The organism is Streptomyces sp. NPDC032161, assembly GCF_040636995.1.
Lineage (GTDB): Bacteria > Actinomycetota > Actinomycetes > Streptomycetales > Streptomycetaceae > Streptomyces.
The window spans coordinates 1-14,616 of sequence record NZ_JBEZVN010000003.1 but is presented as its reverse complement, the minus strand read 5'-3'; the positions used below and the strand labels follow the sequence as shown (position 1 = coordinate 14,616).

Genomic DNA, 14,616 nt, shown 5'->3' with positions numbered 1-14,616 from the left:
TGGATTGTCGACCAAACTGCTCACAGGGCGGAGGGGTAGGCGATGGTGGACATCAGGGCGTTCTCCGCCTGTCTCGAGTCGAGACGGGTGTGCTGGACGACGATGGGCCGGTCGCTTCGGATCACGAGGCAGTAGTCGACGCCCGGAAGGATCGGCTCGGGGCCGCGGAGGTCGTTGATCCGCTGGTGGTGTGCGCGGCGTGCGGGAACGGTGAGTTCATAGGGGCCGACCGGCTCGCGATCGGTGTAGAAGACCTCGACGGAGACACGCGCGGGGTCGCCGCCGGCGTTCAGCATGCAGATGCTGTCATGGCTGGTCATCGCGGGTGCCGGTCCGGTGCTGCCCGGAGGGATGTAGCCGTCCGCGACCACCCATGTCGTGGTGCCGATCGCCCGAGTTGTCATGTGAGTCCGTCTTTCTGTGGTGGGTTTCGGTTCTTGTCAGAAGTCGTTCGCGCTCTTCGCCGTGAGGCCGCCGTCGCATACCAGGTGACTGCCGGTGACATAAGAGGCGTCGTCGGAGAGCAGCCAGACGGCGGCACGTGCGATCTCGGCGGGGTCGGCCATCCGCCCGAGCGGGATCTGGCGTGCTGCGGCATCCCTGAGGCGTGCGCGCTCCGCTTCGAGGTCGTCACCGTCGAGGCCGAAGTAGAGCATGGGTGTGTCGGTGGCGCCGGGGACGACCGCGTTGACGCGGATGCCGTGCGGGGCGAGGTCGATGGCGGCGGCCCGCACGAACGCGGAGACTCCGCCCTTGGACGCTCCGTACGCGCTGTTCGAGCCGCCCGCGAAGCCGACGAAGGCGGAAGGGGACGACACGCACACGACGGAGCCCGGCCTCCCGGCGCCCCGCAGGGCTTGGGCCGCTGTACGCACAGTCAGGAAGGTGCCGGTGAGATTCACGTCGAGAACGCGGCGCCATGTGTCGAGGGGCATCTGCGGCAGGGGCGCGTTGATCTCGATGCCGGCGCTTGCGGTCACCCCGTCCACCGGGCCCAGTGCGGCGCTCGCCGCGCCGAACGCGTCGACGAGCTCCTGTTCGTCGGTGACGTCCGGCGCGGCCGACCAGACCTTGCGGGCGCCGACGCGCCGGGCTTCGGCCGCCGCCCGCTCGGCGCTCTCGCCGTCACGGTCGAGGATGCCGACAGCCCAGCCTCGGCGTGCGGCTTCGAACGCGGTGGCACGGCCGATGCCGCTTCCACCGCCGGTGATCAAGATCGTCCTGGTCATTCGGAGGGGTCCTTGGTGGCTCTGAAATGGGTGCTGATGTGGGCGGTGACGGTGCGGTCCAGTGCGTGCTCGTCGCCCGCGCGGAGTGCGTCGATGAGCTCACGGTGCTGCCCGGCGACGACGGTCGCGTCCGAGTAGTGGCTGGCGTCGCGCCGGAAGTAGGCGCGCACGCGGGGCTGGATCGACCGCCAGATCTGCAGGCAGTGCTGCTGCCCCGACAAGGTCACGACCGCCTCGTGGAAGCGGATGTCCTCGTCGGCGAGCAGCGCCGCATCGGCCGCGTCGGCCGCTGCCTCCATGTTGTGGACGAGCGACTGGAGATGGGCGTAGTCCGCGTCGGTCAGGCGGGGCATCGCCTTGCGGAAGGCGAACTTCTCCAGAGAGATGCGGACCGGTACGAGTACGTTCTCGATCTCCTCCTGGGAGACGCCGAGCACCTCCGTACCGCGGTAGGGGTAGGAGATCACCAGGCCCTCCTGCTCCAGCTGGCGCAGCGCCTCGCGGACCGGCGCCCGGCTGGTTCCCAGCTGTTCGGCGACTCCCGACTCCGTGAGCTTCTGACCGGCTTGGAGACGGCCCGAGGTGATGGCCTCGCGCAGGACGTCCGCGACGGTTTCGCGGCGGGAGGCGAGGGAGGCGAAGGGGAGCGGGGGAAGCTCGGGAAGACCAGACATGGCCGGAGCGTAACAGGATCGTACTTTGTCGACAATCGAGTGTGGTGCTCCCGTGGCCGGTGGATGCGAGCCGGGGGGCGACAGGCCGGTCGGGGGGTGGGGGAGTGGCGCTTCGTCGCATGGGTGCTCCCGTGGTGGTGCGGTGCTCCGCGGTGGGGCGTTCGGCAGACTGTAGCCGAATGGTCGATTGTCGACAATGGCCCTCTCGGTCGGGTACGGTCCCGAACACAGCCGCCGCCGCTTCGTCGGCGCCCGCGGCGATGGCACCCGTTACGAGAGGCACTCATGAGAATCACCAGGGTCGAGACATGCGGTCTTCGTGGGGCGACCCCCGAGGGCGGCTGGTCGAACGAACTGCGCCCGGACGATGTGGTGCACACGCTCGTCGCCGTCCACACCGACGAAGGCGTCACGGGCATCGGAAGCGCGTTCACCACCGAGAACCTCGTCCGGGGGGCGATCGACCTCCTGCTCCCGCACCTCGTCGGACAGAACCCGGTGGAGGTCGAGCGGATTACCGAAACGCTGCACCAGACCGCTTTCTGGATGGGCCGGGGTGGCGCGCTCACGCACGCGACGAGCGCGATCGACATCGCCCTGTGGGACATCGCCGGACAGGCGCTCGGCCAGCCGGTCGGTCGACTGCTCGGCGGGCGCCACCGCACCCGGGTGCGCCCCTACGCGTCGGTGCTGATGGATGAGGCCGGACCCATGACGGAGAACCTCACCCAGCTCGTGGAGCAGGGATTCACCGCGTTCAAGATCGGCTGGTGGAAGTTCGGACGGGTGGACGCCGACACCGACGAGCGCACCGTCGCCGCCGCCCGCGCCGCGATAGGCGACCGGTTGCTCGCTGTCGACGCCGGCGGCTCCGAAGGCTTCTTCCCCGGCGGTCTGGCATGGGCGAAGCGAACCGCGCGGATGCTCGCCGACTACGACGTCGCCTGGTTCGAGGAGGCACTCGCGCCGGACGACCTCGACGGTTTCGTCGAACTGCGCGCGGGCTCACCCGTCCCCATCAGCGGTGGCGAGGTCCTCACCCGCAGGCAGAGTTTCGCCCCCTACCTGCGGCGCCGCGCCTTCGACATCGTCCAGCCCGACACCACGAAGGGAGGCGGTCTGAGCGAGTCGCGCCGGATCGGCTGGGAGGCCCAGGACCTCGGCATCCGGCTGATCCCGCACGGATGGAACACGGCCATCGGTCTCGCCGCCGATCTGCAGCTCTCGTCCGCACTCGCGGCCACCGACCTCGTCGAGTACAAGACCGGGTCGGCCTATGTGGACGACCTGGTGGCGGGGGGCTGGCGACTCGACGCCGACGGATACCTCGACATTCCCTCCGGCCCCGGACTCGGAGTGTCCCTCGACCCGGAAGCGGTCGAGAAGTACGGCACGCGGCCCGCGTTCGCCGACCCGCGGGCGTGAGCATGCCGAAAACACCCCTGTCGAAGGTCATCGCGGTCCTCCGCGCCCCGTCGGCGGACCGCTACCGCCCCGTCGTCGACGAACTCGTCGCCGGAGGCGTCCGCGAGATCGAGCTCACGCTCACCACGCCGGGAGCGCTCGACGTCGTCGGCCGCCTGCGAGCGGACATCGGCGAGGTCGCACGCATCGGCGTCGGTACGGTGACCGACGGCGTGCAGGCCCGAGCCGCGCTTGTCGAGTTGCGCGGCGGGGCCGGGGCGGGTGGCGTTCAGGGGGGCGACGGGCGCGGCGGGGTTGTCCTGGGCGAGGGCCGCGCGTGGAGCCGGCCGAGCGGATGATGGGCGGCGGTGGGCAGGCCGGTGATCTGGCCGACACTCTGTCAGTGGGGGTGGCCGGGTCCGCCGACCGGCTGCGCCGTCACCCGCGCCACCCACCGTCGTCAGCCGCCGAGATAGATCCCGATGTGCTCTGTGATCTCGCGCCCGACCCGCTCCGGATCCGCGGAACGCAGAGCATCGAGCAGAGATCGGTGCTGGTCGACGACGCCATGGGGGTTCTCGTGGTGCGGGGCGTCGCGGAGGAAATAGGCCCGCACCCGGGGCTGGATGGTGCGCCAGATCCGCAGTGGCTGCATGTGCCCGGCGGCGGTGATCACGGTCTCGTGGAACGCGACGTCGAGGTCGGCGAGCGACTTGACGTCCAGGGGCTCGGCCGCTGCCGACTCCATTTGTCCCACGAGTGCGTCGAGGGCTTCGAACAGTTGCTGGTCGGCTGCCTCGGCTGCGGCGCGGAAGGCAGCCTTCTCGATCACCAGCCGGATCGGGACCAGGATCTCCTCGATCTCCTTCTGGGAGACCTCGGTGACCACGGCGCCGCGATAGGGATGGGTGATGACCAGCCCCTCCTGCTCCAGGACCATGATCGCCTCGCGGACCGGGCCCCGGCTGATGCCGTAGTGCACCGAGATGTCTCGTTCGATGAGCCTCTCCCCTGCGGGGAGTTCACCGTGCGCGATGCGTTCGCGCAGGTTGCGCAGGATCCAGTCGCGCCGGGATTCGGGCGGATGGGGAGGCGATGCCGCCATCGTGTAGGGCTCCTTCGGTCGTCCCGCCAACGATAACAAATGGCGGATGGTTGACCATCTGCCATTTGCTCGTCTACGTTCGTCGCCCTGGGCCACAGGCCCCACAGGAGAGGCGGAGCTATGGAGCTGACGAAGCCGACGACGCCGTCCGCGCGTGCGGACGGCGGCCGGGGCGTTCCCGGCAGGGTCACGGCGGCGGCGGTGCTGGGCACGGTGCTGGAGTGGTACGACTTCGCGATCTACGCGTCGATGGCGGCCGTGATCGGGCGGCTGTTCTTCCCCTCGGACGACCCGACGGTCTCGCTGCTGGTGACGCTCGCGTCGTACGCGGTCGGGTTCGTGTGCCGTCCGCTGGGGGCGATCGTCCTGGGTCGGCTGGGCGACCGCGCCGGACGCCGGAGCATGCTCGCGGTCACGATGGTGACCGTCGGTGTCGCCAGCGTGCTCATCGGGCTGCTCCCCACCCACGCCTCCGCCGGGATGCTCGCCCCGACACTGCTCGTGGCGCTGCGGATGGTCCAGGGACTGGCTGCGGGCGCGGAGTGGACGGGCGGCGCGACGTTCCTGATCGAGTACGCACGCACCGGCCGCCGCGGTCTCTACTCCGGCGTGCTGCAGGCCTCGACAGTGGCGGGCTTCCTGATGGGAACGGGCGTCGCCATGGCGGTCGTCCGGCTCATGCCTGAGGCGGCTGTGGACAGTTGGGGGTGGCGGATCCCGTTCCTCCTCGGTGGCATCGTCGCGGCGGTCGGGCTGTTCATCCGCCTGAAGCTGGACGAGTCCCCGGCGTACCGCGAACTGCACACCCCCCGCGAACCGATACGCCACCAGGAGGTGGAGCCCGAGGACACCACGGTCGGCGACAGCCGCATCAGCAGTGCCGACGCGGACAACGGCATCGGCGCGGCCACGGAAACGCGGCGCAACTGGCTGCTCGTGCTGGGCATCGTCTTCGGCGTGACTCTCTACGGGTACACGGCGACCAGCTTCCCGGCCTTCCTCCACGCGGTCGGCGCGCTCTCGTTGGCGGACGCCCTGACGACCAACGCCATCGCACTGCTGATCGAGGTGCCGCTCATCGTCGCGGCCGGCGCGCTCTCCGACCGGGTCGGACGCAAGAAGGTGATGGGCGGCGCACTGGCGCTCTACGCCCTGGCCACGTATCCGGTCTTCCTGCTCGCCACGAGCGGCACCCTCGCCGGGGCGCTCGCCGGGCAGGTGGTCTTCGTCGTCCTGTTCGCCGCCGTCTCCGGGCCGATGGCCGCGCTGTTCGTCGAACTGTTCCCCACCCGGGTCCGCTCGACCGCGTTCTCCAGTTCGTACAACATCGGCGCCGCCGTCTTCGGCGGCACGGCGCCCTTCGTGAACACGTTTCTGGCCACCCGAACCGGTGTCTCCGTCGCCCCGGCGTTCTATCTGGTCTGCGGCGCACTGGTGTCGCTCGCCTTCCTCAGCCGGGTCCATGACCGCCACCAGGAGGAGCTGCGCTGATGCCCGTCTCTGCCTCGTCCACCACTGTCTCGTCAGGCGTCGACCTCCTGCTGTCCGGCGGTCAGGTCGTCGACGGCACCGGAGCGCCGGCCCGCCGGGCCGATGTCGCGGTGCGGAACGGCCGCGTCGTAGCCGTCGGCGCGCGCCTCCGCCTGGAAGCCGCCCGGCGCATCGACGCGACCGGCCTGACCGTCACGCCCGGATTCATCGACCCACACAGCCACAGCGATTGGTCCGTGCTGGGCAACCGGGACGCCCAGAGCACCGTTCGCCAGGGAGTCACCACCGAGATCGTCGGGAACTGCGGAGTGACCTACGCGCCCCTGGCCGAAGCGGGCGCCGACGAGGCCCGTCGCGCCCTGCGTGCCTACGGGTACGAAGGGCCGGTCTCCTGGCGCACGTTCCCCGAACTGCTGGACGTCGTGCACCGGCAGGACAGGGGCACGGCGCAGAACCTCGCCTGGCTCGTCGGGCACACGGCCCTGCGCGACGCCGCCCGGGTACGGGGCGGGTCCGTCGGCGCCGACGGACTCGCACGGATGGCCTTCCTGCTCGAAGAAGCCATGCAAGCCGGAGCTCTGGGGATGTCCAGCGGCCTCGAGTACGGCTCCGGGCGGGACGCGACCACCGGTGAACTCGCCGATGTGACAGCCGTCCTGAAGCGATATGACGGGATCTACGCCAGTCACATCCGCAACCGGGACGCGCACCTGCTCGACGCCGTCGAGGAGTTCCTCACCGTAGCCCGGCACAGCGGGCTGCGCGCCCAGCTCTCCCACCTCAACGTCCGCCACGACACCGGTGCTCCCGACGGCGCCTGGCACGATGCCGTCACTCGGCTCGCCACCGAGCGGGAGGCGGGGCTGGACGTACTCGCCGACATGACGCCGTATCCGCACGGCATCGGACTGGCCGCCGGGCTGCTGCCCTCCTGGCTGCTGGCCGACGGCCCCGGGAGCGCGGCGTGTCGGCTCGGCGACCCCGACGTGCGGCGGCGGTTGCGCCAGGACTGCGACCGCTACTGGCGGTTCGTGCACAAGGGCCAATGGGAAAGGGTCGTCCTGGCGACCAGCCCCGCCACACCGGAGCTGGAGGGCCTGTCCTTTCCCGAGATCGCCGCGATGCGTGGCCAGGACTGCTGGGACGCATTCTTCGACGTCCTGCGGGAGGCCGGGTCCGACATGCCCACTGTGCAGCTCATGGGGCGGCTGTTCACACCCGAGCACGTCTCCGAGGCGGTCGCGCACCCGCTGTTCTGTCTCGGCGTGGACGGCTTCACCAGCCGCACGGAGGGCCCGCTCGCGGCGCGGACCCGCCATCCGCTGTTCTTCACGGGCCACGTCCACTACCTCGCCCACCACGTGCTGCGCGCCAAAACGCTCGGTCTGGAGGAGGCGGTGCGCAAGATGACCTCGATGGTCGCCGACCGCTTCCGGCTGTCCGAACGCGGCCGTATCCGTCCCGGGCAGCATGCCGACCTGGCCGTGCTCGATCTCTCGGTCCTCGCCGCGCAGGACACGTTCGCATTCACCGGCACGTACACGGCCGGCGTTCCGCACGTGCTGGTCAACGGAGAGCTGGTCGTCCATCACGGCCGGCACCTCGGCACCCGTCCCGGCCGGTACCTGTCCGGGCGCTGAACCATCCCTGGCTCCCCGTTGCCTTCTTCGTGGCTCCGCAACGGGGGCCTCCGGCCTCCGAGGTCGGCAAGACCTCCCCCTTGTCCTCCACCGTTTCATGTCGATCCCGGACGGCTCGCTGCGTTGCTCCGCGAGGTCGACGTCGCGCCGCGGTCATAGGTCCAGCCTTCAAAAGCCGAGTGGTCGGTGGTGCGGCTGAGCGCTTCGGCGGCGGCTTTCGCCGACCGAAGCGCTCAGTTGCCCGGGAACGGGCCCGCGCCGTCGGCCGCAGGATTCGGATCCGGGCCAGGAAGCGACCAGCAGGTCGCTGGACGCGTCGGTGCCGTGGGCGGCTCGATGCCGGCCAATGGTCGAGTCGTGGACATTGGCCGTCGGGGTGGACGATCCCGCATCGGCTGCGGTGCTGTACTTCACGATCTCCTGAAGGTCGTGGCCCGGGTGAAGTGCCGCGGCCGGAATGCTGCGTGGCGAAGGGCGGAGGGGCGATGTGCGCGGCCCGGGCCGGCTCGCCGATGACGGTCGGACCATCGCGGACACGAGCGAGAGCGATCCGGGCGTTTCGATCGGGGCGGCCCCATCCAGCTCGGGCCGCCCGGCATACCACCCCCTCGGGCGCTCGGCGTGCACCGGGCGCAGCTTCGTGCCGTCCTCGGCGACCTCGTACAGCTCCGTCGGCACCGGCCGACGAGACCGAGAGGGCGGCGCCCTCCGGCACCGCCCCCTCGGCCCGGCCTGCTGCCGCACAGCGTGGGGTGTGCCCGGCAGCCTCCCCATGACCATCAGCCGGCAACCGGCACACATGCCTTGGACAAGGTTCTGCCGGTCCGGTGATGTCGGACCCGGCCTCTAGGCTACGAGGCATGGCCCGTTCCTGGACACGACTGCATGAGCACCTCGGCGCTGCTCCCGGCCCACCGGACTCCGACATGGTCCGCCGGGCCGCTGCCGACCTGACGAAGCAGTTCGGCCTCGACCCGCAGCTTTGACCGTTCCACCGCCTTCGCGGGGTCCCCGTCCCGCAGACGGTGACCAGGAAGGCGCCGTCGCCACCACCAGAAAGCAGATACTGCCCGTGTTTCACGAGACCCCGATCTACAACCGCCTCATCGCAGAGCAGGGAGATGTCCCCGCCCAGGTGCGTGGCGAAGCCCAGAGACTGGGAAGAGAGCTGGAACAGGTCATACCGCCCTCGCATCTGTCGGCCCGTGCTGCTCAGAGCGGTCCTCTTCCAAGCCCGCGCCCCTGACCGCCGACGCCACGCGGGCTGCACTGACCGGCCAAGGGCGAATACAGCTGCGAGGTCCCCGACGGGGTGGTGGTCAACCTCAAACGCCGGGTCGAGGGCTCGCCCACGTTCGACGGTCCGATCCATGACTACCGGGCGCTGATCGTCAACCACGAGATGGGACACTTCCTGGGCCACACGCACATGACCTGCGCGGGTCCCGGGCGACTGGCCCCCGTGATGATGCAGCAGATCAAGGGTCTGCACGGATGCGTCGCCAACGCCTGGCCCTATGACAAGAACGGTCGCCTCGTCTCCGGGCCGCACGTGACGTGACGCGGCGGCCGTTCCCGCAGGCGCGCCGATCGAGGTACCGGACCGGCCGTTGCAGCTTGGCCATGAGCGGAGCCGATGGCCATGAGTTGTGGGCGCCGGCCCGAACTCGGCGACAACCCCGTGGCCGTCAAGGCGGTCAGGGTTTCACCGTGCCGTGTTCCTTCCCGGCACGCCGGTGCTGTCGTCGTGAACGGAGTCCCACGATCGCCCCGCATCCCGGCGGAGGCCGCCCGGCTGCTCGGCCGAGGGGCATCCGGTGATGTCCGACAACTCCTCGTACAGCCCTGCCAATGCGGTGCGGTCGTCGTCGGTGCCCGTGTGCGGCGCGGCGAACCAGCGCGCGTATTCAGCGATCTCGGAAAGCCGCCAGTCGAGCGCGAACAGCTCGACCATCGCCGGGTCAGGGTTCAGCCCGGCGCCGGCGGCCGCGTCGAGCAGATCGGCGTAGTCCCGCTCGCGCGGCGCGAGAGCCAGCGACTCCCAGTCGACCAGCTGCAGTCCGCGGACGCTCATGACCTGGTTGGCGAAGTGCGGCTCGCCATGGGTCGGCACCCAGGTGTCCCGACGGGCCCGTGCGATGTCCGCCAGCTCCAGATAACGAACGGTCCAACGCCTGATCGCGTCGCAGCGGGCGGCGAGCGCGCCCCTCGCCTTCTCTGCCAGGGGTCCGGATGCCCAGGGCCGGGCAGTGCGAACGCGCACCTCGTCGGCGAACTCCGGGCCCACCTGTGGAGTCCAGTGCGGCAAGCCGTCCGGCGGAACCGTCCGATGCAGAGCGGTCAGCGCGGCGACGACCTCACGGACGTGCTGGGGCTCTCGGGCCTCCGCCGCGGTCGGAGACCGCCCGTCCAGCCACGGCGTCACGCTGAGCACGCCGGGCCCGACATCGACGGTAAAGCCCCCGGACCGGGCGGGCACCGGTGCGCACACCACATCCAGACCGCCGGCCGCCAACGCGGCGGCCCCCGCATAAGCAGCCTCCAGCGAATTCGCGGTGTGCCGGGGCGCCAATCGGTCCAACGTGACGAACAGAGTCCTGCCGGCGCCACACACTCGCCAGTGGTATGCGCCGAACCCCCAGGGCAGGTAGTCGACTTCGGCAGCCCGAGGCAGCCAGTGGGCGGCGACCGCACGTACGACCGCGTCGTCGCTGATGAAAGAGGGAGGGGAAAACACAATGCCCGATCCTAGGCGCGGTAGGTCACCGCCATGCAGCGGACTCGTCCTCACGGCTTTCGTGCTGGACAGGTGTTCCTTGGTCGGAGCACATGTTCGGACGAAGGCCGCTTTCACGTACGTCGATGACCGCACCGAGTGATCAAGCGCGACGTATCGTTCGGCGCCCGAGGTTAAAGTCCACGCTGACCCCTCCCCCTCAGGCCGTCCAGCACCAAGTCCGTCAAGCGCTCCGGAAGGTCCGGCTCGATCGGGCGATGGCCGAGCAGAGAGCGGGTCTGGAGCGGGGAGCAGAGCAGTTCCAGTGCCAGGGCCGCGTCCGTGTCCGCCGGGAGTTCCCCGCGTTCGACGGCCCGGCTGACGATGGCGCCGGCCTGAGCGAGGCGTGACTGCCAGAAGGTCTGCCAGGCCTCGGCGAGGTCCGGGTCGTCGGAGCTGAGCGAGGCCGCCCGGACAACGGAGCGGCCGGCCGGGGTGGCCAGGTACTCGGCCAGCGCGCGGGCGAAGGCGGCCAGGTCGGTGCGGACGGCTCCGGTGTCGGGGACGGGGATGCCCTCGTCACTGCCGACCAGCATGGCGTCCAGCACGAGCTTCTCCCGACTGCCCCAACGCCGGTACACCGTGGTCTCGTTGACCCCGGCGCGGGCCGCGACCTCGGCGATGCTGAGCCGGGCGATGCCCTCCTCGGCCAGCACCTCCATGGTGGCCGTCAGAACGGCCTGGCGGACACGCGCGGCGCGGCCGCCAGGGCGGCGGCGGATCGGCTCCGGTTCTTCCTCGGTCATATGTCGATCACCTCGACCACCACCTTAACGCAAGTGCGCTTGCATTAAGAGGTGCCCGGGTGCATAGTCGCTAATGCAAGAGTTCCGGCTTTAAGTGCAGCAGGAGGCATCACCATGTCCTTCACCTGGCCCCTGGACCCGCAGGACCTGTTCGTCGAGCGCTACCCTCAGATGACCCTCGGCCTCCCCGTCGACGAGGTGGACGCGGTCCGCGCCGCCGTCACCGAGATGTGGCCCGACCGGCCCGGCAGCTGGGTGTACGAGTGGTCCGCCCTGGCCGCCCGGCACGCCGAGGCCGGGCGCCACCGCCTGGCCGCGCAGGCGTACGGCTGGGCCAAGTTCCCCTCACTGGCCGACGGCCCGAAGCGCACCGCGCTCGCCCGCCAGGCCGAGCAGTACGCCCTCGCCGCCCCCGGCTTCCCGGTGGAGTTCGAGCGCCGCACGCTCACCGTCCCGTACCGCGGTGGCGAGGCCACCCTGCCGATCCACCTGATAGCCGCCCCCGGCCTGCCGGCCGACGCGCCGGTCGTGCTGGCCAGCGGCGGGGTGGACTCCTGGAAGACCGACCTGCACGGCATGTGGGAGCAGCTCGCGCTCGCGCTGCCGGCACGGTTGCTGCTGTTCGACATCGTCGGCACCGGCGAGACCGCCCACCTGCCGATGACCCCGGACGGTGGGGCCGAGGTGATCGCCGGACTGGTCGCCTTCGCCCGCACGATCGGCAACGGGAAGGTCGGCCACTTCGGCATCTCGATGGGCGGTTACTACTCTGCCCGGACCGGACTGACCGGGGCGGTGGACGCCTCCGTGGTGCTCGGCGGCCCGGTGGAGCGCTCCTTCGCTCCGGGCCGCGGCTTCGCCTTCGGCATGGACGGCATCGTCGGCAACGCCCTGGGCTTCGACGCCATGCCGAGCACGGCCGAGCGTGACGAGGCCTTCGCGGCCTTCGACCTGCGCCCGCTGCTGGACCAGGACACCAATGGGCCGATGCTGGTGGTCAACGGCACCGAGGACGTCCACGTCCCACTGGACGACACCCTGGTGTTCGAGGGCCGACGGGACACCCGGGTCGAACTGATCCCGGACACCGGCCACTGCGCCATCTCATGCTTCGACGAGGCGATGGCCGTGATCGCCCCCTGGCTGAAGGACACCCTGATCGGCTGATCCGACGGTCCTGTCGCGACACGAAGCCGCCAACCCGCGAGCGCCGCGCGTGGCGTCGCCACCAGACACGGTTCTGCCGGCAGCCGCTGGGTGTGATGGAGCGGCGCCGAAGGGGGGGCGGCCGAGTGACGACCTGCTGGGCCAGGTGTTGCGGCCGTCCTCGCAGTACGGCGTGTTCACCGACGGGGCCGTCTTCGACGCCCTGACCGGACTCATGGTCGCCGTGAGCGAGGTCCCCATCCGGGCGGTCGGCCGACTCCTGCTCGCGCCGGCGCAGCACCCCCGGACAGCCGACCGCGTCGCCACGGAGGCGGCGGCTCTGCCCTGGGATCCGCATGCGGTCACCGGCGAACATGACGGCGACCCGGCCGGGATCACGGCCGGTCCCACGCGGCCGCAGCGGACACAACACGGTGGAGTACGCACTCGTCGACCCGGTTGCATCGGCGAGATCGGCCAGCGGACGCGCTCCGGCATGCCCGACCACCCCCGTTCCGTCAGCGGAGACACGAACCCGGGGACGCGAACCGACAGCCCTCACGCGGAAAGTGCCTTCCACCCGGGCCGACAGAACCCCTCGACAAGGTTCAGCGTCCCAGTTCAGAAGGCACTTTCGCGTTCCGGGCCACCGCTCGACTCCGCCCGAGCAGAAACGGCGAGGTCAAAGACTCAGCAATTCAGGTCGCGTCGCTGGTGCATGCGTCCATTCTCGTTGAGCTCAATGACTGTGTCGATCCCGATCCGCTCGAGGAACGCGAAGTCATGACTGACGATGAGGAGCGCACCGCGGTAGACGTCGAGTGCTTCCGCGAGTTGCTCGACACTGGTGATGTCGAGATTGTTGGTGGGCTCGTCGAGCACCAGCAACTGAGCGGGGGGTTCGGACAGGAGAAGTTTCGCAAGGGAGACACGGAACCGCTCCCCACCCGAAAGGGTGCCGACGGGACGATCGGCGCCGGCTCCGCGGAGCAGCAGCCGGGCAAGTTGGTTGCGAATCGTCCCGGCTGGCGTTCCGGGAGCAACGGCCTGCACGTTCGTCAGAGCGCTCGCGTCCTCGTCAAGCCCGTCCAGCCGCTGCGGCAGGTATCCCACGAGGTCCGTCAGGAGACGACCATAGGGCCGTCCGGGAGCCTGAGCCGCACCATGGACGAGTTGCTCAATGAGCGTCGACTTTCCGGACCCGTTCGCCCCCACAAGTGCGACTCGCTCCGGCCCCTGGATGACGACGGTGTGGTCTTCGTCGTACAACTCGGCGATGCGACGCCCACGCGGCACGTCGGGATCGGGAAGGGCGAGGTTGATGTGTTCCTCCTCGCGGACACGGGCACCAGCGGCGTCGACTGTGGCCTGTGCTGCCTGGACCTTGTCGTCGAGGGTGGAGCGCAACGACCCGGCAGATGCCTGGGCCTTGCTGGCCCGGTTGCCCGCCAGAATCCTCGGGATGCCGCCATCCTTCTGGGTCTTCCTGGCAGTGCGCTCTCTGCGCGCCAATTTCGTCTCGGCCTCGATGCGCTGACGCTTCTCGACTTTGAGCGCCTGCTGAGCCGAGCGGGCCGCCTGCACAGCAGCGGCCTGGTCTTGTTCCATGTGCTCCTTCCATGCGCTATATGGACCCCCGAACGTGTTGAGGTCTCCGCCGTAGAGCTCGGTGGTGCTCTCCATGTGCTCCAGAAGTTCGAGATCGTGGCTCACGACAACGAGCGTGCCGGGCCATTCGTCGACGAACTCCGCGAGCTTGGCACGGGTGGTCCGGTCCAGATTGTTGGTGGGCTCATCGAGCAATGTGATCGGCGTGCGGCGGATGCGCAGACCTGTCATGGCGATGAGCATCGCCTCTCCGCCGGAGACCTCGGCAACGCGGCGATCGAGGTCGCCGGCGGTGAAGCCGATCCGGTGCAGGGCTTCATCGGCTCGCGCCTCGATGTCCCAATCGTCGCCGATCGTGTCGAAGTGCCGCTCGTCGACGTCGCCGGCTTCGATCGCCCTCATCGCGGCGATGATGTCGTCGATACCGAGGAGCCCAGCAACGGTCGTCTCCTTCCGAAGAGTCAGCGTCTGCGGCAGATATCCGACCTCGCCGATCGTGTCGATATGGCCGGAGGTCGGGGACAAGACGCCTGCGATCAGCCGTAGCAGGGTTGATTTTCCGGCGCCGTTGCGGCCGATCAGGCCAGTGCGACCAGTTGCGAACGTGCCGTTCACGTCCGAGAGCGCGGTACTGCCATCGGGCCACTCGAATGTCAGGTCACGGAGAGTGATGGCGGACTTGCTGAACATAGTCGGTGGTTCGGAGCCGTCAGTAAATTACTGACGGTTTCGATGCGGCTGCTGTACGTGCCGTGATACGTGGACTGTTGTGGGGATTTCTGAGGAGGACCTGGCGG

Annotated in this window: 14 protein-coding genes and 1 pseudogene; 7 read left to right on the top strand and 8 right to left on the bottom strand. The window is 69.7% G+C overall.

Features of this window, described 5'->3' with window-relative positions:
- Positions 1–20: 20 nt before the first annotated feature.
- The 3 genes from AB0E67_RS10425 to AB0E67_RS10415 are packed head-to-tail and all read right to left on the bottom strand — an operon-like array spanning position 21 to position 1,903.
- A complete protein-coding gene (locus AB0E67_RS10425) occupies positions 21–404 on the bottom strand; it encodes a sensory rhodopsin transducer (RefSeq protein WP_362023705.1) in 384 nt (127 codons plus the stop codon).
- 36 nt (positions 405–440) lie between these two features.
- Entirely contained in the window at positions 441–1,229 is a 789-nt protein-coding gene (locus AB0E67_RS10420; RefSeq protein WP_362023702.1) for an SDR family NAD(P)-dependent oxidoreductase, read from the bottom strand.
- A complete protein-coding gene (locus AB0E67_RS10415) occupies positions 1,226–1,903 on the bottom strand; it encodes a GntR family transcriptional regulator (protein ID WP_360112698.1) in 678 nt (225 codons plus the stop codon). Before AB0E67_RS10415 ends, AB0E67_RS10420 begins: the two co-directional genes overlap by 4 nt.
- A gap of 285 nt (positions 1,904–2,188) precedes the next feature.
- Between AB0E67_RS10415 and AB0E67_RS10410 the strand changes: the two genes are divergently transcribed.
- Positions 2,189–3,328, top strand: a complete 1,140-nt coding sequence (locus AB0E67_RS10410; RefSeq protein WP_362023700.1) for a mandelate racemase/muconate lactonizing enzyme family protein — start codon at positions 2,189–2,191, stop codon at positions 3,326–3,328.
- Positions 3,329–3,330: 2 nt separating this feature from the next.
- Positions 3,331–3,666 carry a hypothetical protein gene (locus AB0E67_RS10405; RefSeq protein ID WP_362023697.1) on the top strand — a complete coding sequence of 112 codons (336 nt, stop codon included), beginning with the start codon at positions 3,331–3,333 and terminating at the stop codon, positions 3,664–3,666.
- Between the two features lie 101 nt (positions 3,667–3,767).
- On the opposite strand, the gene AB0E67_RS10400 is transcribed toward AB0E67_RS10405, so the two are convergent.
- On the bottom strand, positions 3,768–4,412 hold the full coding sequence (locus AB0E67_RS10400; RefSeq protein WP_362023695.1) for a GntR family transcriptional regulator: 645 nt from the start codon (positions 4,410–4,412) through the stop codon (positions 3,768–3,770).
- A 120-nt stretch (positions 4,413–4,532) separates the two neighbouring features.
- On the opposite strand from AB0E67_RS10400, the gene AB0E67_RS10395 reads away from it, so the two are divergent.
- Positions 4,533–5,903 carry an MFS transporter gene (locus AB0E67_RS10395; protein ID WP_362023692.1) on the top strand — a complete coding sequence of 457 codons (1,371 nt, stop codon included), beginning with the start codon at positions 4,533–4,535 and terminating at the stop codon, positions 5,901–5,903.
- Positions 5,903–7,543 (top strand): amidohydrolase family protein, encoded by a 1,641-nt coding sequence (locus tag AB0E67_RS10390; protein WP_362023689.1) that lies wholly within the window; start codon positions 5,903–5,905, stop codon positions 7,541–7,543. The genes AB0E67_RS10395 and AB0E67_RS10390 overlap by 1 nt, the downstream gene beginning before the upstream one ends.
- 168 nt (positions 7,544–7,711) lie before the next feature.
- Here AB0E67_RS10390 and AB0E67_RS10385 read toward each other — a convergent pair whose 3' ends face one another.
- The gene (locus AB0E67_RS10385; RefSeq protein ID WP_362023686.1) at positions 7,712–8,221 is read right to left on the bottom strand and encodes a hypothetical protein; all 510 of its coding nucleotides are present in this window, start codon (positions 8,219–8,221) and stop codon (positions 7,712–7,714) included.
- 182 nt (positions 8,222–8,403) lie between these two features.
- Between AB0E67_RS10385 and AB0E67_RS10380 the strand changes: the two genes are divergently transcribed.
- Together AB0E67_RS10380 and AB0E67_RS10375 are read left to right on the top strand one after the other, a co-directional pair.
- Positions 8,404–8,529 carry a hypothetical protein gene (locus tag AB0E67_RS10380; RefSeq protein ID WP_362023684.1) on the top strand — a complete coding sequence of 42 codons (126 nt, stop codon included), beginning with the start codon at positions 8,404–8,406 and terminating at the stop codon, positions 8,527–8,529.
- A 296-nt stretch (positions 8,530–8,825) separates the two neighbouring features.
- Positions 8,826–9,104, top strand: a pseudogene (locus AB0E67_RS10375) (DUF3152 domain-containing protein); the annotation flags it as partial.
- Between the two features lie 144 nt (positions 9,105–9,248).
- Here the strand turns inward: AB0E67_RS10375 and AB0E67_RS10370 are convergent.
- Positions 9,249–10,334: an aminoglycoside phosphotransferase gene (locus AB0E67_RS10370; RefSeq protein WP_362023681.1), complete on the bottom strand. Its 1,086-nt coding sequence runs from the start codon at positions 10,332–10,334 to the stop codon at positions 9,249–9,251.
- A gap of 119 nt (positions 10,335–10,453) precedes the next feature.
- The gene (locus AB0E67_RS10365; protein WP_362023678.1) at positions 10,454–11,065 is read right to left on the bottom strand and encodes a TetR/AcrR family transcriptional regulator; all 612 of its coding nucleotides are present in this window, start codon (positions 11,063–11,065) and stop codon (positions 10,454–10,456) included.
- A gap of 114 nt (positions 11,066–11,179) precedes the next feature.
- Between AB0E67_RS10365 and AB0E67_RS10360 the strand changes: the two genes are divergently transcribed.
- Positions 11,180–12,232, top strand: coding sequence for an alpha/beta hydrolase (locus tag AB0E67_RS10360; protein WP_362023675.1), 1,053 nt, complete (start codon positions 11,180–11,182; stop codon positions 12,230–12,232).
- Between the two features lie 669 nt (positions 12,233–12,901).
- Here the strand turns inward: AB0E67_RS10360 and AB0E67_RS10355 are convergent.
- Complete coding sequence (locus AB0E67_RS10355; protein WP_362023672.1) at positions 12,902–14,509, bottom strand: ABC-F family ATP-binding cassette domain-containing protein; 1,608 nt, start codon at positions 14,507–14,509, stop codon at positions 12,902–12,904.
- Between the last annotated feature and the right edge of the window lie 107 nt (positions 14,510–14,616).